We start from the raw sequence: 21,080 nt of genomic DNA, 5'->3' as shown, positions 1-21,080 counted from the left end.
CATGCGACTGCTACCCGAGCCCGCCCGCGAGTCGATGACGCTGCCGCCGGTGCTGCACGCGCTCGGCGATCCGGTGCGGCTGGAGCTGGTGCGGCGCGCGTGGGCCAGTCCCGACTCGCACTGCTCCGCCCTCGCCGAGGGCATGAACGTGCCGCTGTCCACGATGACCAACCACTGGCGGATCCTCCGCGAGGCCGGGCTGGTCAGCGTGCTCGTCGACGGGCGGCACCGGCGGATCCGGCCGCGCTACGGCGACCTCGGCGACCGCTTCCCCGGCCTGCTCGACCCGATCCTGCGTCTGTGTTCATGAAGTCCCGGCCCACACCACTCGCCTGGCGGCTCGCGGTGTGACCGCGCCTTCGGCGAGTGCGGCATCGCTTCGCGATCTTCCCGGCGGGGCTCGCCTCCGGCTTCGCCCCACCGGTCAGGTCACGCACTCGCGTGAAGGTTGAGGTCGCTGCGCGGCCCACTCTCAGAACCCTGAGAACGCGGCCAGCCCTAAAACCCTAGGACGGGGCGTCCGCCGCCAGTTCGCGCAGGATGGCCTGGCCGGCGGCGCGGTGCTCGGCGGCGGCGCCCGGGTCGGTCTCGGCGAGGACGGCGGCGATCCCCTCGTGGGCCCGCGCCTCCTTGTGCCGGGAGCCGACCTTCGGGGCCAGGTCGAGCGCCTCGCGGTGCAGCCGCAGCGCCTGCTCGGGCAGGCCCGCCAGGCGGCACGTCTCGCCGTAGGCGTCGAGGAAGTGGATCTTCCAGTGCTCCTCGAACAGCTCCTCCAGCAGGGCGAACGCCTGCCGGTGGCTGGCGAGGGCCTCCTCGTGGCGGCCCATCTGGCGCAGCGCGACGCCCAGGCAGTTGAGGCACCACGCCTCGTTGTGCTTGTGCCCGTCCTCGCGGGCCAGCTCCAGGGCCTGGCGCAGGTGCTCGGACGCCTCGTCCGGGCACTCCTGGGCGATGGCCACGCCGAGGGTGATCCGGGCGGTGAGCGTCGGCGGCCAGGCGGGGTCGGCGTGCGGGACGTCCAGCGCCCCGCGGGCCAGCCGCGCCGCCTCCTCGCGCTGCCCGAGCTGGAGCAGCGCCCACGCCTCGTAGGCGATCGCGTGGGTCCGGCCCGCCGGGCAGCCGGCGGCGCCGTACAGCTCGCCCGCCCGCCGGAACAGGCCGAGCGGCTCCTCGACGTGCCCCTCGTCCCACCTCAGGTAGCCGAGCCGCATGGTCAGCTCGGCCTCCGCCCAGGCGTCCCCCGACTCCGTCACCAGCGGCGCCGCCGCCTCGTAGGCCGCGCCCGCCTCCGCCATCCGGCCCGCGTTGTAGCGGGCGAAGCCGAGGTCGCTGTGCGCGTCGGCGAGCAGCCGCGGGTCGCCCAGCCGCCGCGCGGCGATCAGCGAGCGCTCGAACAGGACGTTGAGGTGCGTGGTGCCGCAGCGCCGCGCGAAGAACGCGCGCATGACGCGCGGCAGCTCGCAGACGTGCCGGTCGGCCCCGGTGGCGACCGCCGTCTCGAAGACGGCCATCAGGTTGGTGTATTCGGTGCCGAACCAGAACAGCGCGGCGTGCTTGCCCGCGAAGCGGGGCAGGTCGGCCGGGGGGCGGCTCGCCGAGGCCGCGCGGCCGGGCACCGCGTGCGACATCGCGGCGTCCGCGGCGGCCGCCGCGTGCACGTAGTAGTCGAGGACGCGGGTGAGTGCGCGCTCGGACTCCAAAAAGCTGTTCCGGGGGGCGTGGGGGGTCGTCCCCCCACCGGAGAACTGGCTGTTCCGGGGGGTGTGGGGGGTCGTCCCCCCACCGGCAAGCTGATCGTCATGCTCGGACGCGGCGCGGCGCGCGTGCTGGCGCACCAGGTCGTGCAGCCGGTAGCGGCCCGCCGCGGGCTGCTGGACGAGGTGCGCGTCCAGCAGATCCTCCAGCATCTCCCGTGCGTCGCGCACCGGCAGGTCCGCGAGCGCCGCCGCGACGTACTCGTCGAAGGAGGAGCCGGGCACCAGCCCCAGCAGCAGGAAGAAGCGGCGCCGCGCCCGGTCGAGCTGCCGGACCGACATGGCGAACGCGGTGTCGAACTCCGACGCGCCCTCCGCCAGCCGCTCGACGAGGACGCCCACCGTCCAGCCGGGGCGGTGCCGCAGCCGCGCGGCGGCCAGCCGCAGGGCCAGCGGGAGGTGCCCGCACAGCCGCAGCACCTCGGCGGCCGACTCCGGGTCGCGGGCCAGCCGCCCCTCGGCCCCGCCCGGGTCGCCGCTGGCGCGGGCCAGCAGCTCGGCGCTCTCGCGCGGGGAGAGCACGTCCAGCGACACCGGGGGCACCTCGTCCAGGCCCAGCAGGCGGTTGCGGCTGGTGATCAGCGCGACCGACGGCCCGGCGCCCGGCAGCAGCGGCCGGACCTGCTCGGCGCCCGCGGCGTTGTCGAGCACCACGACGGCCCGCCGGTGCGCCAGCTCCGAGCGCCAGCACGCGGCCAGCGGCTCGATGCCGCCCTCCTGCGGGATCTTCTCGGACGGGACGTCGAGGGCGGCGAGCAGCGTCCGCAGCGCGGCGTCGGGGTCGAGCGGCTCGCGCCCGGCGGTGAACCCGTGCAGGTCGACGTAGAGCTGGGCGTCGGGGTAGGCGGCGGCGAGCCGGTGCGCGGCGCGCACCGCGAGGCAGGTCTTGCCGACGCCCGCCATGCCGTCGAGCGCGACGACCCGGTCGGCCTCCACGGCGGCGAGGACGGCGGCCAGCTCGGCCTCGCGCCCGGTGAAGTCGGGCAGGTCGCGCGGCAGGTCGTTGCGGGGCGGGCGCGGCGCCCCGGCGGGCGGCGACGGCGGCTGGACCTGGCGGCTCGTCTTCGGCGGCGCGGGCAGCGGGTTCGCCGCGCGCTCCCAGAGCGGGCGCAGCGGGCGCGGGTCGCGCTGGACGAGGCGGCACAGCGCGATCACGGCGGGCCAGGGCGGCACGGTCTGGCCGCCGAGGTAGCGCGACAGCGACGACGAGCTGAGGCCGGCGTCGCGCGCGAGGGCGCGGACGCCGCGCTCGGACACCTCCTGGAGCAGGCGCAGCCGGGCGGCCAGCTCGTCCCGGGGGTCCGCGCGCGGGCCGGCCTGCGGTGTCCGGTGTTCCACGGTCATCCGCCCGGTGCCTCCCTGTCCCATGCCGGTACAACTCTTCTGGATAGATTAGCCCTGCTCAGGGGTGTTTCGACTGTCCCACGGTGTCCCACGGCCATCGGCATGCGCGGCCCGTCCCGCTGTGATGGAGCCATGCCCCGAGAGAACGGGGCGGCCGATCACACGAAGGAGAACACCGAGATGCAGTCCCGGATGCAGAACCCCGCCGCCGTCCTGACCGGTGCGATGCGGCCGATCCAGGACCTGTTCAAGGCCGCGCACTCCGGCGGGGTGGACCAGCAGACGCTGGAGCTGGTGCACCTGCGGGCCAGCCAGATCAACGGGTGCAGCCCGTGCGTCGACAGCGGCGTCAAGTCGGCCCGCAAGGCCGGCGTGGGCGACGACAAGCTGGCCCTGGTCGCCGCCTGGCGCGAGGCCCCCTACTTCACCGACGAGGAGCGGGCGGCGCTGGCGCTGGCCGAGGCCGCGACGCGGCTGGCCGACCGCCCGGACGCGGTGGACGACGAGACCTGGGACGCCGCCGCCACCTACTACGACGAGAAGCAGCTCGCCGCGATCGTCCTCATGATCGCGCTCACCAACCTGTTCAACCGGCTCAACGCCACCACCCGGCAGATCGCCGGGGCCTGGGGATAACCAGACCAGAAGGACGGCCCTCCGCCGAGGGCCCGCCAGCGAGAAACCGAGAGAAGGGGATTCCCATCATGAGCGAGACACCGAAGGCCGCCAAGGGCGACGCCGCGACCGGCAAGAACTTCGACGGGTTCTCCGAGGACGAGCGGGCCGCGATGAAGGAGCACGCCAAGGAGCTGAAGAAGGCCGCGCGGCGCAGCGCGTCCGAGGCCAAGGCCAGGGAGGAGGGGGAGCGCGACGTCCGCGAGAAGATCGCCGAGATGCCGGAGGCCGACCGGGTGCTCGCCGAGCGGCTGCACGAGATCATCGCCTCGGTCGCGCCGGGCCTCGTCCCGCGGACCTGGTACGGGATGCCCGCCTACGCCAAGGACGGCAAGGTGCTGTGCTTCTTCCAGAGCGCGCAGAAGTTCAAGTCGCGGTACGCGACGCTCGGCTTCAGCGACGTGGCCGCGCTCGACGACGGCACGCTGTGGCCGACGACCTACGCGCTGACGGCCCTGGACGCCGCGAACGAGGCCGTGATCAGCGACCTTGTGAAGCGGGCGGTCGGCTGACCCTCAATCGAACAGCCGGGCCCACGATCGGCGCCGTTTCACAACGGCCCCGGTAGTGGGCCCGGCTGTGGTTTGGGCCATGCAGCACCAGGGTAAACGTGCGCCCCACGCGTGGCGCCACTCGGAAAAAGCCGTGTGATCGTTAGCACTCTCGAATGTATGATCGAACAATATCGGGAAGGATTCATAGCAAGACCGGCTCGGCCGCACGCCGGGCCGGCGGACCTTCGACGTAAGGGCGGACACACCGATGTCGTTCTCACCCGAGGTGCTCCCAGCCGCCGTCAAAGCGATCACCAACTCCCCGTCCCGGCAACGTCCCGTCGTCATGATCACCTGTGGCGCCGACGGGCTGCCCCAGGTCTGCGTCCCGGACTGGGGCGAACTGCGCGTCGTCGGCGACCGGCACCTGCGGGTGTCGGTCTGGCCGACCGACCCCACCGCGGTCAACCTCGACCGCGACGCGCCCGCGCTGCTGATCGTCACCGCCCTGTCCGACGTCTACCTCGTCCATGCCACGGCCCGCAGGCTGCCCGGCGCCGCCATGGTGTGGGCCCACTACGAACTCACGATCACCTCGGCGCGGATCGCCGACCGGGGCACCACCCCGCGGCTCGTCCCCGACCACGACACCCCGACCGAGTTCCCGGCCCAGCGCCTGCCGAGGGCGCGCGACATGCTCGGGACGAAGGTCACCGCGCTCCGGGCCCACCGCCGTGACCCCGGCCACTACCGCGGCGACCTGGGCGACCTCCGCCTCTGAGCCGCGGCCCCACCGGCGGACCGGGCCGGCCGCGCGTGCGCGGCCGGCCCGGCCCGCTCATTCGTCCTCGGACTCGGACGGCTCCTCGTCTCCGGCCGGGCGCTGGGCGCGCAGGACGACCTTCCGGATGAGCTGCACATCGGTGAGCGGCCCGGTGGACGCGGCGAACCCGAACCGGTAGGCCGCCGGGACCGGCTGCGGGGCCGGGAACCGCAGGACCCGCTGGAAGCCCTCGTCGTCCTGGAAGTCGATGTCGACCGTGACCACCGGGTTCGGCGCGGGCGTCACGACGACGCGGACGACCCGCTTCACCGGCTCCAGCAGGCCCTCGGCCTTCTTCGCGGTGACCCTGGCGGGCATCGTCCTCAGGTCGCCGTGCAGGCGTCCGGGCAGGCTCGACGTCCAGGGGCCGGTGGACGACCTGTTGCTCGTCGTGGCGTCGAGCAGGCAGTAGCCGTCGATGCCGTTCCCGGGGCCGCGCGCGGTCACGATGTTGGGCCCGGGAGCGGGCGCGCGGAACTCCGTCCCGGCCGGGGAACGCCGCTCGCAGCCGTTCCCGCGCCTTTCCCCGTCGCCGAAGTACTCCCCCAGCACGTCGAATCCGAGGCCGAGGTATCCGCCGCTGACGCCGGGGACGAAGTGCGCGTCCGACCTGCCGCCCGGCAGTTTCTGCGCATATCCGAGGCTTCCGCCGAACGCGCCCGGAGTGTGCAGCGACCGCGCGCCGTCGGTGAGGAAGAACGAGATGCCGTCGGCGGGCGCCCGGGTGGTGTTGCCGTACTGCCACTGCTCGAAGGTCACCTCCAGCCCGTCCCGCGCCGGGACGGGCGAGTCGAACATCACGGCGCCGGTCACCTCGGGGTGGGCGTCGGTGAGCTGGAGGTATCCGCGCGGCGCGGCGCCGCCCGGCGGCACCGGACCGGCCGGATCCCGGCGGCAGCCCGAGAGCGCGTGGTTCGCGCCCTCCTGCGGCGCGTTCCCCCGCGCGGCGCCCGTCAGGCAGGCGGCGCCGTATCCGATGAAGCGCGAGTCGGCGGTGGCGCGGGTGAACGGCTCGTCCACCAGGACCGGCCCCGGGCCCGCGGGCGCGGCCACGGCGTGCCCGGTCGACGCGACGGCCAGCACGGCCCCGATCGACGCGACCACGCGAATCAACCCATGTCTCATATCGTCGATTCTTTCTGCGCGAATTCCCCGGTGATCTCCTTCTCCGAACTCATGGGACCACGAACTCGGGGCGGGAGCGGCCCATTACCTGTTCCATGGGAATATGCACGGCAGATCATTAAGAAAACGCATGTCGGCCCATGCGGAGGTCACGGCTCCCCAGCGGAGTGCTCCGGGTGCGACCCGTCGGTGAGGGCCGCGTTGATCGCGGACGCGACCGCCGCGCCGTCGGCGGTGACCGCGACGACCCGCTCCAGCGGGGACGCGCCGTCCCCGGCGGCCCAGACCCCCGGCACGGCGGTGCGTCCGGCGCCGTCGGTCGCGATGACGGTGCCGACGACCCGGCCGCCGACCGTCAGCTCGGTGGGGCGCAGGCCGAGGCCGTCCAGCAGGTCGGCGCGGGCCCGGAAGCACGGGGCCACCACCAGGGCGCGGATCGGGACGGACGTCCCGTCGCGCAGCCGCACCCCGCAGAGCCGGTCGGCGGCGGCGATCACCTCGGTGACGGGGCCGTCGAGGACGGTGATGCCCCGCGCGCCCAGCCGTTCGAGGTCGGACGGGGCGAGCGGGTGGTCGGGGGCGGTGATCAGGGTGAGGTTCGGGGTCCACTGCCGCCACATCAGGGCCCGGCGGGCGTCCGCGCGGCCACCGCCCAGGATCGCGATCGCGCGGCCGCGCAGTTCCCAGCCGTGGCAGTGCGGGCAGGCGACGGCGTCGCGCCCCCAGCGCGGGGCCAGGCCGGGAATGTCGGGCAGCTCGTCGACGGTGCCGGTGGCGAGCAGCAGATGCGCCCCGGCGAGGACCCTGCCGTCGGACAGGGTGACGGCGAACCCGCCCTCGGGACGCGGCCGCGCCGTGCGGGCCGTCCCCTCCAGCACGTCGACGCCGTAGGCGAGGACCTGCGCGCGGCCCACCTCCAGAAGGACCTGCGGCGACAGGTCGGGAAGCCCCAGCACGCCGTGGACGTGGGCGGACGCGGCGTTGCGGGGCCGCCCGGCGTCGACGACGGCCACGGCGCGGCACGCGCGGGCCAGCACCAGCGCGGCGCTGAGCCCGGCGGGCCCGCCGCCGACGACGACCACGTCGTGGGAGGTCATCCGGGGCCGAGGGCGCGGCCGCGCGGGCCGGGGACGACGCAGGCACCGGCGGTGACCGCGAAGAAGCGTTCCAGACCGGGCACGAACACCGACACCGTGGTCACGCCGTTGGGCTCGGTGCGCAGGACCCGGCCGTAGGGGCGGTACCCGTAGCCGGTGAGCGTGGCCGTGAGGCGCTGGAGGTGCTCGCGGGGCGCGGCGGGCGCGCCGGTCGGGAGGAAGTCGCGCGGGCGGGCACCGGCCAGATGCGGGTCGAAGTCGGCGCGTGCCGCCTCCAGCAGGCGCGGGTGGCTTTCCACCGCGCGGAGGTCCGCCGGCGGGTTCCGCTCGCCGCGCCGGATCGCGACGACCTGGATCAGCTCGTTCAGCGCCCGCCGCACCGCGTGCTCGGCCGACAGCGACGCGCCCTGCCCCTGCGCCGCCCTCCCGTCGCGGGAGGTGTGCGCGCAGAACGCCGGAACGCCCAGGTCGCTGGTCATGTCGATCAACGCGACCGAGCCTCCGGCGTGCCATCCGGCGCTCAGGTAGAGCTCCTGGAGGTGGTCGGGCAGGCTCGCCGGACGCACCAGCCGCAGCGGCGACGGGCGGGCGAGCAGGAACGTTCCGGCCAGCAGCAAGGAGAAGGCGTCACGTTCCACCGCCTCGGCCAGGGCGTGCACCAGGGCCTCGTCGCGGGTCGCGCCGATCGCGGTGCCGCTGTTGGTGCTGAACCGGCTCAGCGGGGCGTAGTCGAGGACGTCCCCCAGCTCGTGGCGGCGGTCGGCCGGGCATTCCAGGTAGGCGGGGTTGGTGAGGAACACCGGCACCGGGAGCGTGCGGCCGGAGTGGTCCAGCGCGGTGTAGCGCCGGCACGCCGCCGCCCCCGGCCCGCCGGACGCGGCGAGCGGCTCCAGGGCCGGGTCCCGCGCCAGGTCGGTACCGGCGAGTTGGGCGGCGGTGAGCAGCTCGACCGGTTCGCCGCGCGCGGGGAGGGCGGCGCCGCGGTGGTGCTCCAGCGCCTCGTACAGGGCCCCGACCTGCGCGGACTGCGGGTCTCCCTTCCCCGCGCCCACCCCGTCGCGGACGGGGGTGCCGTCGGGATGGGAGAGGTGGCAGCGCCAGGCGCCGCGAAGATCGGTCAGCCGGGGGCGCAGCGCCGCCTCGTCCAGCGCCGCCTCGATCAGGGCCCTGGCGCGCGGCAGCGGGAACGCGCGTTCTCCGGCGTGCGGCGCGGCGGCCCGGAAACCGCGGGCGCCGCGGAAGTGGTCCGCGCACCAGAGGGCCCCCTCCCGGGGGAGGGGACCGCTCCGTTGGTACCTGTCCTGCGCGGTCAACTGGCCGACTCGTCCTCGGCCTGAGGCCGCTCCATCCGCTGGAGGCGTTCCGCCTCCTCGGCGGTCAGCTCGCCGACGGCGATGTTGGGACCGCAGCGGTATACCTCACAGCCCATTGCACTCGCTCCCTAACTCTGCGTGACTGGCAGTGTCGAGAGGTACTGTGCCCCACCGCGCCGGGCGGGGGAACATCCGGGGCGGATAGTTCCCGGTTGCCTCGCGACCCCGCTTATCGCCACCACTGCTGGTTCCAGGGACCGCAGTCCCACAACTGGACGATGCCGCCGTTGCCGCCGGTGTTGGTGTCGGCGTCCAGGCACCGCTGGAAACGCCTGTTGTAGAGGTGGCCGTCGGGCCAGATGTCCCACCATTGCTGGTTCCAGGGGCCGCAGCCCCAGAGCTGGACCTTGCCGCCGTTGCCCCCGGTGTTGGTGTCGGCGTCCAGGCACTTCTGGAAGCGCGAGTTGTAGATGTGGCCGTCCGGCCAGACCTCCCAGTCCTGCTGGTTCCAGGGGCCGCAGTCCCACAGCTGGACGATGCCGCCGTTGCCCCCGGTGTTGGTGTCGGCGTCCAGGCACCGCTGGAACCGGTCGTTGTAGAAGTGCCGTACCGCCAGGATCTTCGCGTCGGCGGCCTTCGCGGTCCGGGTGGTCTTCGCGGGCTGTGCGGGCTGTGCGGGCTGTGCGGGTTGCGCCGGCTGCGCGAACGCCGTGCCGTTGCCGACACCGACGAAAAGCAACGCCAGCGCCGCCCCCAACACGCGAGTCGTCCGTTTCATTTCGCTTCCCTTGGTCGGATGATGCGGATCCGAATGACGCACATCCTGTTCCGGACGACTCCCCCGGCCCATCCCCAAATATTGGGGGGTTTCGGACCACTCCGGCCCGCGTTACTCTCGCGGGTTTCGCGGTTCTCCGGCGCTCAGGGACGCAGCCCCGCGGCATGCCGCATGGCCGCGCGGGCGCGGGGGGCGGCCTCGCGGTCCTCCAGCAGCTGGACCTCCTGGTTGAGGGCCATCGAGAGGCCGACCAGGGTCACGGCGACCTCCTCCGCGGGACGGTGCGGGCCCGGGAGCTCGGCCTGCGCCGCGGCGACCTCGGCGGCGATCCGCGCGCGCCAGGAGGCCACGCCCTCGCGCAGCCGGTCGCGCAGCGGCCCCGGGCGGCCGTCGAGTTCGGACGAGGCGGCCGTCACGAAGCAGCCGCCGGGGAACGGGCAGTCGGCCAGGTAGGCCACCCACCGGTCGATGAGCAGTTCCAGCCGTTCCGCGCCGGGGGGCCGCTGTTCCAGCGGGGCGATGACCGCCGCCTGGAAGATCTGCACGGCATGGTCGAGCGCCGCCGCCAGCAGCGCCTCGCGGGATCCGAAGGGGCCGATCAGGCCCGCCTTGCTCATGCCGAGCCGGCGCGCGAGCGAGCCGACCGTCAGCCCCTCCAGGCCGAGGCGCGAGGCGTCCCGCACCGCGGCCCGCACGATCCGGTCGCGCGTCCGGGCCGCTTCGGCGATCGAGTGGCGAGGAGACACGGGCCCATCATAGCGAACGACCGTACGTTATAGTTTTGGCGTACGATCGTTCGCTATTACCGGGAGCCCCCATGACCGACCTGTTCCGCCTGGACGCCACGGCGCTCGCCCTGATCGGGCACGACGTGGCGCTGATCCCCGACGCCGCGATGGCGGACCCGACCCCCTGCGAGGGATGGACGGTGGCGGATCTGCTCCACCACATGAACGAGCGGCACGAGGCCCTCGCCCGGACGGTGCTGCCGCCTCTCGAACCGGGCGAGGACCCCCGGGACGACTTCGCCCGCGTCGCCGGGCGCTCGCTCACGGCCCTCGACCGGACGGGGGCGACCGTGGACCTCCCATGGCGGGGCCCGGCGCCGACCGAATGGGTGCTCGGCGTCCACGTCGTCGACATGCTGGTCCACCGCTGGGACCTGGCCCGCGCGCTGGGCACCGCGCTCGACACACCGGCCGGGCTGCTCCGGGCCGCGCTGCCGCTCGCCCGCGCCAACACCGCCCCCGGCAGCGTCCTCAACGGGCCGGGCGGCGTCTACCTCCCGCCCCTCCCCGAGGACTCCGGCCGTTCCGCGATCGACACCATCGTCGCCCTGCTCGGCCGCGACCCGCGCTGGACGCCGCCGGCGTGACCCGCGAAAGCGCTGACCGACGCGCGGGCGGCCCCGCCGGAGGGCCGCTCAGGAGGTGCCCATGCCCGCCCGGCGCGCCACCAGGATCGCCTGCGCCCGGTTGTTCACCTCCAGCTTCACGAACAGGTTGGAGAGGTGGTTGCGCACCGTCTTCTCCGAGATCCCCAGCTCCCTGGCGATCTGCGCGTACTCCCGGCCCCCGGCGAGCAGGTCGAGCACCTGCGTCTCGCGTCCGGTGAGCGTCGGGAAGTGCGTCCTCGCGGACGCGCCGGCGTCGGCCTTCAGCCAGTCGCGCAGCAGCACGGCGATCGGCTCGCCGAAGGCCGTCCCGCCGGCCGCGACCAGCCGCACCGCGTGCCGGATCTCCTCGCTGCCGGCGTCCTTGGTCAGGTAGCCGTGCACCCCGGCGCGCAGCGCCGACAGCACCGCCGCCCGGTCGGTCAGCGCGCTGATGACCAGCACCCGCACCTGGGGATGGGCGGCCAGGACGCGCTGCGCCAGCGCGGTGCCCGAGCCGTCCGGGAGGTGGAGGTCGAGGGTGATCACGCGCGGTCGCGCGCCGCGCGGGCCCTCCAGCGCCTCCAGCGCGGCCGCGCCGGTGGCGGCCTCCGCGACCACCTCGAATCCGTCGCCGCGCTCGAAGAGCGCGCGCAGCGCGCCGAGATAGAGCGGGTGGTCCTCGACGATGAGAACGGGAACGCTCATGCCGGCCGCGACGGGATCCGGGCCCGGACGACCATTCCCTCGTCGGTCGCGCGGACGTTGCATTTGCCGCCGAGGGCGGCGGCCCGCTCGCGCATGGAGCGGAATCCGACGCCGTAGGAGGGGTGGCGCTCGCGCTCGCTGCCGATGGCGCTGCTGACCTGGAGGACGATGTCCCCGTCCTGCCGGTCGATTCGCACCACGGCACTGCGGTCGGAGGAGTATTTGCGCGCGTTGGTGAGCGCCTCGGCGGCTATCTTGTAGGCCGCCACCTCGCAGGCCGGCGACATCTCCAGCAGTTCGTTCTCGTCGGCCTCGATGCGCAGATCGGCCAGGGAGAGGAAGGCGCCCAGATCGGCGAGCGCGCCGATGAGGCCGAGCCTCGCCAACTCGGCGGGAAACGCGCCGTCGATGGCGGCGAGGAGGCCCGAGAGCGCCTCACCCAAATTGCGGATCGCCTCGTCCACCGAATCCAGCGAATCGAGCGGGTCCGGACCGCCGGCGCCGTCGGCGACGACCTCCCGCGCCAGGTCGAAGCGCAGCCGCAACGCCGCGAGGGCGGGCGCCATCTGGTCGTGGATCTCGCGCCGCAGCCGCTGCCGCTCCTCCTCGATTCCCGCCGTCAGTTCCCAGGCGACCTTGCCGTTCTTCTCCCGCCGGTCCATCGGCCTCCCCGTTCGGCGCCCCGTCGTGCCGGATCGTACGGCAGGCCGAACCGCCGGTGGACGAATGGTCACGGCCTTCCAAGGAAGCGGACGTCGATGCCCACGAGTTCCCGGCCGCAAAGCCGCAGCGCGACCGTGGACTCGCCTTCCATCTGGAATTCCGCGTGTCCGCCGGGCACGTGAACCCGCAGCGCCGCGCCGGCGACATCGATTTCCGCGGCCCGCGTCTCCACCCGCGCCAGCAGGCCCATGACGTTTTCCGGGAGCCCGTCCAGCCCGATGGTCAGGCCCTTCCCGACGCTCGCCCGAGCGGGGAGCCCGCGCACGTCGACGACGCTGCACGCGCGTGCCGGCCAGGGGAACCAGACGCGCAGCCCCGCACCGCACACCGCCACGCGGACGTCGGAGTCCACCGGCGCTCCGGGCCCGCCTTTCCCCTTCATCGATCCCATTTTCCTTGCCGCGTAATGGTCCGCTCCTTCGGCCGAGTCCGTGTCAGGGCCCACCGAACCATGCCCGGTCACCCGGGGGCATGGGCTGAAGGTCTCGACCACCCAGGAGGATCGGCGCCCGGCCGGCGTCAGGAACCCACGCCGTCCCCGCCGCCGTCGCGGCGGAGCCAGCCGCGCTGGGCGCCCAGGTCGATGAGCTTGCTCGCGTAGGCGCCCAGCTCCGCGGACGCGTCGCCGATCACCGACTTGCGGCGGCGGACGTCGGCCTCGGTGACGCCCGGGGTGTGCCAGGTGCCGCCCTCGTTGCCGAAGTTGAGCAGCAGCGGCTGGAGGCGGTCCATGGCCTTGGCGAACCGCGCCTCCGGGGTCGCGCGGGCCTCGAACTCGTCCCACAGCGCGCGGAACGCCCCGGCCTGGTCGGGCGGCAGCAGCGCGAACAGCTCGTCGGCCGCGGCCTCCTCCCGCTCGGCCTGGTCGGCCGACGCGGCCTCGTCGTAGAGGAAGGTGTCGCCCGCGTAGATCTCCACGAGGTCGTGCACCAGGACGAGCCGCAGCGTCCGCGCGACGTCGATCGGCTCGTCGGCGTACTCGGCGAGCACGGTGACCATCAACGCGAGGTGCCAGGAGTGCTCGGCGTCGTTCTCGCGCCGGTCGGCGGCCAGCAGCGGGCTGCGCCGCACGACGGTCTTCAGCCGGTCCACCTCGGCGATGAACGCGATCTGGGACGCGAGCCGCTCCGGGACGTCGCGCGGGGGCTCGGCCCTGCCGATGAGGTCGCGCCGCGTCGTGGAGGTCATGGAGATCCTTTCGGTCGGGGACCCGGGGCCGCGCGGTCTCCCGTGGTTCGCGGCTACCCGGTCAACGCATGATCGACACCGAGCCGTTCCGGGACAGACAAGCACTGTTCCGACACAGGCAAGTACGCGGGCTGTGAAGGCGGTGAACTTTGCCCGAAGCGTCCAGAGCGGACGAGGAAGGGGGCCGCCGTGGCAGCGGACCACCAGTCCGGGGTCGACGACAAGGTCGAATCGACACCCCGGAGCGAGGAACGGGCCGCCCCGACGGCGCTCGGCCGGATCCCCGTGCTGGCCGTCAGGGCCGGACGCGGCGAGGCGACCAGCGTGCTGATCGCCACCATCGTACTGGTGATTTTCACCAGCATTCTCCACCCGGACTTCCTGCGGCCGGGGCAGCTGCTGGACACCCTCCAGTCGTCGGTGTACGTCGGGCTCCTCGCCTGCGGCATGGCCTACCTGCTGTCGATGCGCGAGATCGACCTGTCGGTGGGCTCGACGTTCGGGCTGACGGTGATCGCGACCGGGCTGATGATGAAGCACGGCGTGCCGCCGTGGCCCGCGGCCGGGCTCGGCATCCTGCTCGGCGCGGCGCTCGGGCTCGGCAACGCGCTGATCGTCCAGTACATCGCGATCCCGGCGATCGTCGCGACGCTCGCGACGATGTCGGTCTACCGCGGGCTCGCGCTCGCGATGAGCGGCGGCCAGCAGGTGACCGAGATGCCGCTGGAGAGCTCCTTCTTCACGCTGCTCGGCGGCAAGACGCTCGGCGTCCCGACGAGCGTGTGGATCCTCGTGCTGGTCGCGGTGCTGCTGACGCTGGTGCTGCGGTTCACCCCGTTCGGGTACCGGGTGCGCTCGATCGGCTCCAACCCGGACGCGGCGTCCTTCTCCGGGATCTCGATACCGCGCGTCCGGCTCCAGGCGCTCGTGCTCGTCGGGCTGCTCGCGGGTGTGTCGGGCGTGCTCGGCCTGGCCTTCTTCACCTCCGGTGACCCGAACATCGGCACCGGGTTCGAGCTCCAGGCGATCGCCGCCGCCATCATCGGCGGCACGCCGCTGCGCGGCGGCAGCGCCACCGTCATCGGCGCCTGCCTCGGCGCCGTGCTGCTGAGCGTGGTCACCAGCGCGCTGCAGTACTTCAACATCCCCGCCAACTGGAGTGCGTTCGCGACCGGCGGGGTCATCCTCGCGGCGGTCGCGCTCGACAGCCTCGTCCGGCGCAGGCGGCGGCGAGACGACGCCCTGCTGGGACTCTGAACGGCTCTGAGGAGGGCACACGTGAGGATCAGATCGTTCGCCTTGACCACGCTGCTGATCGGCGCGGTCGCGCTGACCGGGTGCACCAGCGACTCGGGCGGGTCGGGCAAGAAGAAGACCGGGAAGCTGAAGCTCGGCTTCGTGTACGCGACGACGACGCAGAACCCGTTCCAGGAGATGGCGTTCGGCGCCAAGGCCGCCGCGGCCGCCGACGGCAAGGTCACGCTGAACGCGTCCGCGCCGACGGGGGTCAACGGGCCCGCGCAGGTGCAGCTGTTCCGCTCGGCGATCCGCAACTCCAAGGACGGGCTCGCGCTGCAGAGCCTCGCGCCCGACCTGTTCGTGCGCCCGCTCGTCCAGGCGGACGACGACGGCATCCCGACCGTCGCGGTGGACGCGGCGCCGCCCAAGGGCACCAAGACCAAGCTGTTCATCGGCAACAGCAACACCGAGGTCGGGCGGGCGCTCGGCGAGGAGTTCATCAAGCACGTCCCGAAGGGCACCCGGGGCGAGGTCGTGATCGGCAACGACATCCCCGGGCTGCGGCTGCTCTCGCAGCGCATCGACGGGCTGACCTCGGTCATCAAGAAGGAGCGGCCGGAGCTGACGATCAAGGGGCCGTTCGACTCCAAGTCCGAGCCGACCGACAACTACAACGCCTGGAACTCGATCGTGAAGGCCAACCCGAAGGCGATCGCGTTCCTCGGCGTCGGCGGCCAGGACGGCGTGTCGCTGCCGCTGATCCAGAAGCAGACCGGGCGCAAGTTCCTCGCCGGGTCCTGCGACATCGACCCGGCCGCGCTGAAGGCGGTGAAGGACGGGTCGCTGTTCGCGCTGTCCTCGCCCGAGCACTGGCTGAAGGGCTACGTGGCGCTGCAACTCATGATCGACCACCAGCGCAAGGGGACGAAGCTGCCCGAGGGCTGGTGGAACCCCGGAACGCTCGTCATCAACTCCGCCAACATCGACCAGGTGCTGGCGCGGCAGGTCAACGAGCAGAGCCGGACCGCCTACTTCAAGACGATCACGCAGGAGCAGCTCGCGAACCCGGGCAAGTACCTCAAGCCGCTCTCCCAGGCCGACTGAGCGCCATGACGGTACTCCAGGCACGCGACATCACCAAGACCTACGGCGGCGTCACGGCGCTGGCGGCCGGCACGATCAGCGTGGAGGCGGGCTCGGTGCACGCGCTCCTCGGGGAGAACGGCGCCGGGAAGTCGACCATGGTGAAGGTGCTGTCCGGGGCGATCCGCCCGGACTCGGGGACCCTGAACCTGGACGGCGAGCCCGTCGCCTTCCACGACACCGCCGACGCCGTCCGGCACGGGGTCGCGGTGGTGTCGCAGGAGCTGAACCTGTTCCCCGACCTCGACGTCCTCGCGAACCTCTACCCGCTGCGCGAGCCGCGCCGGGGGCCGTTCCTGGACCGGCGCGCGATGGCCGAGGCCGCGCGTCCGATCCTGGCGCAGCTCGGGCTGAAGGTGGACCCGCGCACGCGGGTCGGCGACCTCTCGCTCGGGCAGCGGCAGCTCGTGGAGATCGCGCGGGCGCTGCTGACCGAGCCGCGCGTCCTCGTCCTGGACGAGCCGACCTCGGCCCTCGACCAGGACGGCTCGGACCGGCTGCTCGGCATCCTCCAGGTGCTGCGCGAGCGCCAGGTCGGCGTCGTGTTCGTCTCGCACATCCTCGAAGAGGTCATGCAGCTCTGCGACGTGGTCACCGTGCTGCGGGACGGCCGCGCGGTGCTGCTCGGCGCGGACCGGGCGAGCCTCGGCATCGACGACATCGTGTCGGCGATGCTCGGCCCCCGGCCCGCCCGGGAGGCGGCGCCGCCCGCGCCGGCGCGGAGACCGGACGCCCAGGCCAAGGAGCTGCGGCTGGACTCGGTGTCGGTGGACGGCGTGATGAGCGACGTCGACCTGCGGGTCCCGGCGGGCGAGATCGTCGGTGTCGCGGGGCTGGCCGGCGCGGGCCACCTCGCGGTGCTCGAACTCGTCGCGGGGCTGCGCCGCCCGTCGCGCGGGAGCGTGCGGCTGCCCGGCGACCGTCCGGTGCCGCGCGGCCTGCGCCGGGCGATCGCGGCGGGCGTCGCGGTGGTCTCGGGCGACCGGCGCGGGCGCGGGCTGATGCTCGACCAGCCGATCTGGGAGAACATCGGGCAGGTGCGCGCGATCGGGCTGCGGCGCGACGGGATCGTCGTCCGCCGCAAGGCGCTGCGGGAGCGGGCGCGCGGGCACGTCGAGCGGCTGCGCATCCGGTGCCGCGACATCGAGCAGCGGGCGGGCCTGCTGTCCGGCGGGAACCAGCAGAAGGTGGTGCTGGCCAAGTGGCTGGACGCCGCGCCCACCGTGCTGCTGCTCGACGACCCGACGCGCGGCGTGGACGTGGGCGCCAAGGCCGAGATCCACGACCTGATCCGGGGCGCGGCGGCGGACGGCGCGGTCGTCCTGCTGGCCTCGACCGACGTGGAGGAGCTCGCGGCGATCTGCGAGCGCGTCCTCGTGTTCCACCGGGGCCGGGTCGCCGCCCGGCTGTCGGGCGACGACCTGGACCAGCACGCGATCGTCCGGATCTCGAACACGGGAGAGGCGCAGTAGAAGACGTCAGTTCTGCGGCAGCCGGAGCGGGCCGTTGCCCTCGCGCACGTTCTCGACGATCGTGAGGCCGCTCACCGGGGTGCCCCGCTCGTCGACGGTCACGCGGACGGCGTGGTCGCCGAGGCAGGTGCGGCCCTGCTCGGGCCCCTCGCAGAACAGGACGTAGCCGGTGAGGCGGTCGATCCGGCCGGGCTCCAGGCGCCACACGCCGACGTAGTCGGTGACCTTGGCGTTCGGCCGCTCGGCGCGCAGCCGCTCGCCGACGGCGGCCTGGACCCGGCGGCCGAACGCCTCCCGGTCCTCGTAGGAGCGCGAGACGGCGAGCCCGGAGGTGACCGGCTCGTCGCGGTCGTCGCGGACGGTGAAGGCGGCGGTGAAGTAGGTCTTCTTGGCGAGGGCCGCCTGGAGTCTGGTCGAGGTCAGCCGGGCCATGGTGGGACCGGAACCCTCCGCCGGGCGGCCCCGCGCCACGTCCGGCCGGACGATCCGCACGCGCAGCGCGCGGCTGCCGGCCGGCAGGCCGTAGGAGCCGTCGGAGGCGGGCGGCGACCCGTTCGCCGTGAGGGCCTTCGACCACCGCGCGGCGCACCGTCCCAGCTCGTCGAGCACGGCGGTCACGTTCTCGTTCGACAGCGACATCACGATCCACGGCTCGCCGGCCGTCGGCCCCAGAGCGATGATCTGATGGCCGCACCGTTCGAGGGAGGCGCGCAGCAGCCGGAACTCGGCGGCCTGCCTCCGGCCCTGCGCGACGGCCTTGACCAGCGCGTCCTCGCAGGACTTGCGCTCGCACGTCTTGTTCTCGCCGTCGACGCGCAGCCGCACGACCGCGTCGGGGTCGTCCTTGACGGCGAAGGTGACCTCGGATCCTGTGGTCTGCGGAAACAGCGTTCGCGCGCCGAGCACTCGCAGTTGCCCCGGATAAAGGCGCTCGGCGAGTTCGCCCGCGCGCTTCCTGTCGTCGCCGGTCCCCACCGCGCATCCCCCGGCCAGCAGCGCGACGAGCGCGACACACGAGCTCAGCGCCGACGTCCGCATCCTCGTCCTGCCCGATCCGCTCATGAATGTTCCTCACTGGGCTCCGCTGCCGCCGCGACCCACGCTATGGCCCGCACCCTTTGGACAGATGAGTACGGCTACTCATCCGGGCGCCGCCGGCGTACTCATGAGGGAAGCTGGGAGAGGACGTGTCGGCCGGCATGTCGTCGAAGAGCCGTCCGCCTAGGGTGGAGGGCGCTGGAGGTGGACCGGTGGCCGAGGAGATCACTGCGGTGCGGAGGGGCGGCGGGTCCCCTTTTCCCTGGGCTCCCCCCAGGGTGGACGGCGGGACGCGCGTCGGCGGCGAGACCGAGGTCCCGCCCGAGATCTGGGGGACCGCGAGCTTCCAGCGCTGGTACCGGGCGCAGCGGAGGGTCGGCAACATCCTTGAGGGCGCCCGCCTGGTGTGGACGTCGCGCGCCGGGCCCGGCCTCGGCGCCATCTTCTTCTGGGCCCTGCATGTGCGGGTGCGCGTGGTCGCGGAGGACAGGGTCAAGGACAACGAGATCGTGGTCTCCCGGCCCGACATCTCCTCCGTCGCGCTCTACCGGCGCGGGCCCTCGCTGGACGAGACGACGGTCGTGCTCGTCCGGGAGTTCCGCAGCCCCGCGTCCACGCCGGACGGCAACGTGCACGAACTGCCCGGCGGTTCCACGCTGCGCCCGGTGAGCCCGCTGGAGCAGGCGGCGGACGAGGTCGCGGAGGAGATCGGGCTCGCGGTCGACGCGAACCGGCTCCGCGCGCACGGCAGCCGCCAGGTCGCCGCGACCGTCTCCGCCCACCACGCGCACCTGTTCTCCGCCGAGATCACGCAGGACGAGCTCGACCGGCTCCGCGCCATGCGGGGGCGCCCCTACGGGGTCCACGGCGACTCCGAGCGCACCTGGATCGAGATCGCGACGTACCGGGAGATCCGGACGGCGCGCCTCGTCGACTGGGCGACGCTCGGCATGCTCGCGGAGGCGCTCGCCGACAACTGAGCGCGGAGGGCAGAACGCACTGGCCGGATGGTGACGCCATTGTGGCCCTGGGTTGGACGACACAGAGTCGCGGGGCGGACCCTCGTACCGTCGGCCGCGTGGGCCGCCGCTCGCGGGTGCCGACGCGCCCCGTTCCGGGCCGCCCACCGGGCACACGTCCGCCGACCGAGCGGGGGCAGCATGACCGGGCAGGAGACGGCGTTCGGGCCGGAGCTTCGCCGGCGGCGGGTGGCGGCGGGGCTCTCGCAGGCGCAGCTCGCCGCCCGGACGCACTACACCAAGGGCTATCTGAGCAAGATCGAGACGGGGCACAAGCCGCCCGGCCCCGACCTCGCGCGGCGCTGCGACGCCGTCCTGGACGCGGAGGGCGAACTCTCCGCGCTGGTCAGCAGGCCGCCGCCCGCCGCCGAGGCGGAGGACGGCGCCGGCGGTGAGACCTGGCACATCCGGCTCGCCCCGGACGGGGAGTGCCGCTTCCTCCCCGCGACCGGCGCGGCCGACGACACCACGCCGCTGTACCTCGGGCCGGGCGGCAAGGGGATGGGCGCGGCCGTCCGGGAGGACCACGCGGCACGGGCGCTGACGGCGTTCCGCGCCCAGTTCGACCAGGCCAGGCGGCTCGGGCAGTGGGCGCCCCCGGCCGCCGTGCTGCCCACGGTGATCACGCAGACGCACACGCTGCGGGGGCTCGCGGCCGCGGCCCGCGAGCCCGAGCGCGGCGAGCTGCTCTACCTCGCCGCCCGCTGCGCGGAGTTCGTCGGCTGGATGGCGCAGGAGGCGAGCGACGACCGGGCGGCCCTGTGGTGGACGCGCGAGTCCGTACGGATGGCGGCGCCCACGGGGAGCACCGTCCTGGAGGCGTACTCGCTGGTCCGCAGGGCCGAGATCGCGCTGTATCACGACGACGCCGTCCAGGTGATCGAGCTGGCGCGGCGGGCGCGGGCGCGGCCCGGCGTCCCCGCCCGCATCCGGGGCCTGGCGGCCCAGCGGGAGGCGCAGGGCCACGCCCTGTACGGCGACCACGACGGCTGCCGCCGCACCCTCGACCAGGCGGCCGAACTGCTCGCCGCGCCCCCGGCGGACGGGCCGCACGAGCCGGTCATCGGCTCCTCCACGGTCGCCAACCTCAACGTCGTCGTCACCGCCTGGTGCCTGCACGAGTTGGGCCGCTCGGAGGACGCGGCGGACCTGCTCGACCGCGAGGTGCCGCTGATCCCCGCGACCGCGCTGCGGGCGCGGCTGCGCTTCGGCGCGCGGCGCGCCCTCGCGCACGCCTCGGCGGGCGAGATCGACCAGGCCTGCCTGCTCGGCGCCGAGATCCTGGAGCAGGTGGACGTGGTGGACTCGGCGACGATCCGCACCGACCTGCGCCGCCTGGCCCGCACGCTGATCCGCTGGCAGGGGCAGGGCTCGGTGCGCGAGCTGTATCCGCGCCTCATCGCCGCGCTGCACACCGGCGCCGCCTGACCCGCCGCCCTCACTCCCCCTCCCCTCCGGACGCGCCGGGGCCGCCGTCCGGCCTGGCCCAGAGCACCGCGAGCATCACCGCGAGGGCGGCGGCGATCCCGAGGGCGGTGCCCCCGGCCACCGAGATCCGCGCCGCCGCGTCGAACTGGAGGACCAGCGCGATCGCCCCCTGCGCGCGGACCGTCGTGCCCACCATCGTCCGCGCCATCAGGCGGGCGAGCACGCGCCGCCGGGAGTGCGCCGATGCCATGGACCGGATCCGGGCCCCGACCGCCGTCCGCAACCTTCCCCGGTCCATGAGCACCCCTTCGCAGCGCGGCTTCGACCTGGTGTTGCGACCAGCCTGG

22 protein-coding genes are annotated in these 21,080 nt (G+C 73.9%); 10 read left to right on the top strand and 12 right to left on the bottom strand.

Annotated elements, in window-relative coordinates:
- Window position 1: 1 nt before the first annotated feature.
- Complete coding sequence (locus tag GNZ18_RS19025) at window positions 2-310, top strand: ArsR/SmtB family transcription factor (RefSeq protein ID WP_156217841.1); 309 nt, start codon at window positions 2-4, stop codon at window positions 308-310.
- A 196-nt stretch (window positions 311-506) separates the two neighbouring features.
- Here GNZ18_RS19025 and GNZ18_RS19020 read toward each other — a convergent pair whose 3' ends face one another.
- Complete coding sequence (locus GNZ18_RS19020) at window positions 507-3,098, bottom strand: tetratricopeptide repeat protein (protein WP_156217840.1); 2,592 nt, start codon at window positions 3,096-3,098, stop codon at window positions 507-509.
- A gap of 132 nt (window positions 3,099-3,230) precedes the next feature.
- Between GNZ18_RS19020 and GNZ18_RS19015 the strand changes: the two genes are divergently transcribed.
- The 3 genes from GNZ18_RS19015 (at window position 3,231) to GNZ18_RS19005 (ending at window position 5,048) form a co-directional block, all read left to right on the top strand.
- The gene (locus GNZ18_RS19015; protein WP_512698845.1) at window positions 3,231-3,734 is read left to right on the top strand and encodes a carboxymuconolactone decarboxylase family protein; all 504 of its coding nucleotides are present in this window, start codon (window positions 3,231-3,233) and stop codon (window positions 3,732-3,734) included.
- Between the two features lie 68 nt (window positions 3,735-3,802).
- Window positions 3,803-4,285: an iron chaperone gene (locus GNZ18_RS19010; RefSeq protein WP_156217839.1), complete on the top strand. Its 483-nt coding sequence runs from the start codon at window positions 3,803-3,805 to the stop codon at window positions 4,283-4,285.
- 250 nt (window positions 4,286-4,535) lie between these two features.
- Window positions 4,536-5,048 (top strand): hypothetical protein, encoded by a 513-nt coding sequence (locus tag GNZ18_RS19005; RefSeq protein ID WP_156217838.1) that lies wholly within the window; start codon window positions 4,536-4,538, stop codon window positions 5,046-5,048.
- Window positions 5,049-5,105: 57 nt separating this feature from the next.
- On the opposite strand, the gene GNZ18_RS19000 is transcribed toward GNZ18_RS19005, so the two are convergent.
- From GNZ18_RS19000 to GNZ18_RS18980, 5 genes are all read right to left on the bottom strand, one after another.
- Window positions 5,106-6,215: an L-type lectin family protein gene (locus GNZ18_RS19000; RefSeq protein WP_156217837.1), complete on the bottom strand. Its 1,110-nt coding sequence runs from the start codon at window positions 6,213-6,215 to the stop codon at window positions 5,106-5,108.
- A gap of 149 nt (window positions 6,216-6,364) precedes the next feature.
- The gene (locus GNZ18_RS18995) at window positions 6,365-7,312 is read right to left on the bottom strand and encodes an NAD(P)/FAD-dependent oxidoreductase (RefSeq protein ID WP_156217836.1); all 948 of its coding nucleotides are present in this window, start codon (window positions 7,310-7,312) and stop codon (window positions 6,365-6,367) included.
- Window positions 7,309-8,625 carry a YcaO-like family protein gene (locus GNZ18_RS18990; RefSeq protein WP_173390824.1) on the bottom strand — a complete coding sequence of 439 codons (1,317 nt, stop codon included), beginning with the start codon at window positions 8,623-8,625 and terminating at the stop codon, window positions 7,309-7,311. Before GNZ18_RS18990 ends, GNZ18_RS18995 begins: the two co-directional genes overlap by 4 nt.
- Before the next feature lie 229 nt (window positions 8,626-8,854).
- On the bottom strand, window positions 8,855-9,403 hold the full coding sequence (locus GNZ18_RS18985) for an RICIN domain-containing protein (protein ID WP_173390823.1): 549 nt from the start codon (window positions 9,401-9,403) through the stop codon (window positions 8,855-8,857).
- Window positions 9,404-9,546: 143 nt separating this feature from the next.
- Window positions 9,547-10,149 (bottom strand): TetR/AcrR family transcriptional regulator, encoded by a 603-nt coding sequence (locus GNZ18_RS18980; protein ID WP_308165975.1) that lies wholly within the window; start codon window positions 10,147-10,149, stop codon window positions 9,547-9,549.
- Between the two features lie 71 nt (window positions 10,150-10,220).
- On the opposite strand from GNZ18_RS18980, the gene GNZ18_RS18975 reads away from it, so the two are divergent.
- Entirely contained in the window at window positions 10,221-10,778 is a 558-nt protein-coding gene (locus tag GNZ18_RS18975; protein WP_156217833.1) for a TIGR03086 family metal-binding protein, read from the top strand.
- A gap of 48 nt (window positions 10,779-10,826) precedes the next feature.
- Here the strand turns inward: GNZ18_RS18975 and GNZ18_RS18970 are convergent, their stop codons facing one another.
- From GNZ18_RS18970 to GNZ18_RS18955, 4 genes are all read right to left on the bottom strand, one after another.
- Window positions 10,827-11,483, bottom strand: a complete 657-nt coding sequence (locus GNZ18_RS18970; RefSeq protein WP_173390822.1) for a response regulator transcription factor — start codon at window positions 11,481-11,483, stop codon at window positions 10,827-10,829.
- Entirely contained in the window at window positions 11,480-12,145 is a 666-nt protein-coding gene (locus GNZ18_RS18965; protein ID WP_156217831.1) for a sensor histidine kinase, read from the bottom strand. The genes GNZ18_RS18970 and GNZ18_RS18965 overlap by 4 nt, the downstream gene beginning before the upstream one ends.
- 68 nt (window positions 12,146-12,213) lie before the next feature.
- Complete coding sequence (locus GNZ18_RS18960; RefSeq protein ID WP_156217830.1) at window positions 12,214-12,558, bottom strand: hypothetical protein; 345 nt, start codon at window positions 12,556-12,558, stop codon at window positions 12,214-12,216.
- A 167-nt stretch (window positions 12,559-12,725) separates the two neighbouring features.
- Window positions 12,726-13,394 carry an HD domain-containing protein gene (locus GNZ18_RS18955; RefSeq protein WP_156217829.1) on the bottom strand — a complete coding sequence of 223 codons (669 nt, stop codon included), beginning with the start codon at window positions 13,392-13,394 and terminating at the stop codon, window positions 12,726-12,728.
- Window positions 13,395-13,583: 189 nt separating this feature from the next.
- On the opposite strand from GNZ18_RS18955, the gene GNZ18_RS18950 reads away from it, so the two are divergent.
- Genes GNZ18_RS18950 through GNZ18_RS18940 form a run of 3 tightly spaced genes read left to right on the top strand, consistent with a single transcriptional unit; the run spans window position 13,584 to window position 17,248 of the window.
- Window positions 13,584-14,651 carry an ABC transporter permease gene (locus GNZ18_RS18950; RefSeq protein WP_214616966.1) on the top strand — a complete coding sequence of 356 codons (1,068 nt, stop codon included), beginning with the start codon at window positions 13,584-13,586 and terminating at the stop codon, window positions 14,649-14,651.
- 21 nt (window positions 14,652-14,672) lie between these two features.
- Entirely contained in the window at window positions 14,673-15,737 is a 1,065-nt protein-coding gene (locus tag GNZ18_RS18945; protein WP_214616967.1) for a sugar ABC transporter substrate-binding protein, read from the top strand.
- Between the two features lie 5 nt (window positions 15,738-15,742).
- On the top strand, window positions 15,743-17,248 hold the full coding sequence (locus tag GNZ18_RS18940; protein ID WP_156217828.1) for a sugar ABC transporter ATP-binding protein: 1,506 nt from the start codon (window positions 15,743-15,745) through the stop codon (window positions 17,246-17,248).
- A 6-nt stretch (window positions 17,249-17,254) separates the two neighbouring features.
- Here the strand turns inward: GNZ18_RS18940 and GNZ18_RS18935 are convergent, their stop codons facing one another.
- Window positions 17,255-18,310 (bottom strand): SCO7460 family lipoprotein, encoded by a 1,056-nt coding sequence (locus GNZ18_RS18935; protein WP_216651359.1) that lies wholly within the window; start codon window positions 18,308-18,310, stop codon window positions 17,255-17,257.
- Window positions 18,311-18,498: 188 nt separating this feature from the next.
- Between GNZ18_RS18935 and GNZ18_RS18930 the strand changes: the two genes are divergently transcribed.
- Both GNZ18_RS18930 and GNZ18_RS18925 read left to right on the top strand, forming a co-directional pair.
- Window positions 18,499-19,266, top strand: coding sequence for an NUDIX hydrolase (locus GNZ18_RS18930; protein WP_156217827.1), 768 nt, complete (start codon window positions 18,499-18,501; stop codon window positions 19,264-19,266).
- A gap of 180 nt (window positions 19,267-19,446) precedes the next feature.
- The gene (locus tag GNZ18_RS18925; protein WP_156217826.1) at window positions 19,447-20,733 is read left to right on the top strand and encodes a helix-turn-helix domain-containing protein; all 1,287 of its coding nucleotides are present in this window, start codon (window positions 19,447-19,449) and stop codon (window positions 20,731-20,733) included.
- A gap of 10 nt (window positions 20,734-20,743) precedes the next feature.
- Here GNZ18_RS18925 and GNZ18_RS18920 read toward each other — a convergent pair whose 3' ends face one another.
- Window positions 20,744-20,983: a hypothetical protein gene (locus GNZ18_RS18920; protein WP_156217825.1), complete on the bottom strand. Its 240-nt coding sequence runs from the start codon at window positions 20,981-20,983 to the stop codon at window positions 20,744-20,746.
- Window positions 20,984-21,080 lie beyond the last annotated feature (97 nt).

Origin of the sequence: Actinomadura litoris (assembly GCF_009733595.1) — a bacterium.
In the GTDB taxonomy this organism is placed as follows: domain Bacteria; phylum Actinomycetota; class Actinomycetes; order Streptosporangiales; family Streptosporangiaceae; genus Spirillospora; species Spirillospora litoris.
The sequence above is the reverse complement of the archived record's forward strand: the minus strand, read 5'-3'. Positions and strand labels throughout refer to the sequence as shown.

Bases quoted from the DNA above. Each gene is read 5' to 3' on its own strand.
- GNZ18_RS19025 (WP_156217841.1), top strand. From the start codon at position 2: ATGCGACTGCTACCCGAGCCCGCCCGCGAGTCGATGACGCTGCCGCCG.
- GNZ18_RS19020 (WP_156217840.1), bottom strand. From the start codon at position 3,098: ATGACCGTGGAACACCGGACACCGCAGGCCGGCCCGCGCGCGGACCCC.
- GNZ18_RS19015 (WP_512698845.1), top strand. From the start codon at position 3,231: ATGCCCCGAGAGAACGGGGCGGCCGATCACACGAAGGAGAACACCGAG.
- GNZ18_RS19010 (WP_156217839.1), top strand. From the start codon at position 3,803: ATGAGCGAGACACCGAAGGCCGCCAAGGGCGACGCCGCGACCGGCAAG.
- GNZ18_RS19005 (WP_156217838.1), top strand. From the start codon at position 4,536: ATGTCGTTCTCACCCGAGGTGCTCCCAGCCGCCGTCAAAGCGATCACC.
- GNZ18_RS19000 (WP_156217837.1), bottom strand. From the start codon at position 6,215: ATGAGACATGGGTTGATTCGCGTGGTCGCGTCGATCGGGGCCGTGCTG.
- GNZ18_RS18995 (WP_156217836.1), bottom strand. From the start codon at position 7,312: ATGACCTCCCACGACGTGGTCGTCGTCGGCGGCGGGCCCGCCGGGCTC.
- GNZ18_RS18985 (WP_173390823.1), bottom strand. From the start codon at position 9,403: ATGAAACGGACGACTCGCGTGTTGGGGGCGGCGCTGGCGTTGCTTTTC.
- GNZ18_RS18975 (WP_156217833.1), top strand. From the start codon at position 10,221: ATGACCGACCTGTTCCGCCTGGACGCCACGGCGCTCGCCCTGATCGGG.
- GNZ18_RS18970 (WP_173390822.1), bottom strand. From the start codon at position 11,483: ATGAGCGTTCCCGTTCTCATCGTCGAGGACCACCCGCTCTATCTCGGC.
- GNZ18_RS18965 (WP_156217831.1), bottom strand. From the start codon at position 12,145: ATGGACCGGCGGGAGAAGAACGGCAAGGTCGCCTGGGAACTGACGGCG.
- GNZ18_RS18955 (WP_156217829.1), bottom strand. From the start codon at position 13,394: ATGACCTCCACGACGCGGCGCGACCTCATCGGCAGGGCCGAGCCCCCG.
- GNZ18_RS18940 (WP_156217828.1), top strand. From the start codon at position 15,743: ATGACGGTACTCCAGGCACGCGACATCACCAAGACCTACGGCGGCGTC.
- GNZ18_RS18935 (WP_216651359.1), bottom strand. From the start codon at position 18,310: ATGAGCGGATCGGGCAGGACGAGGATGCGGACGTCGGCGCTGAGCTCG.
- GNZ18_RS18925 (WP_156217826.1), top strand. From the start codon at position 19,447: ATGACCGGGCAGGAGACGGCGTTCGGGCCGGAGCTTCGCCGGCGGCGG.
- GNZ18_RS18920 (WP_156217825.1), bottom strand. From the start codon at position 20,983: ATGGCATCGGCGCACTCCCGGCGGCGCGTGCTCGCCCGCCTGATGGCG.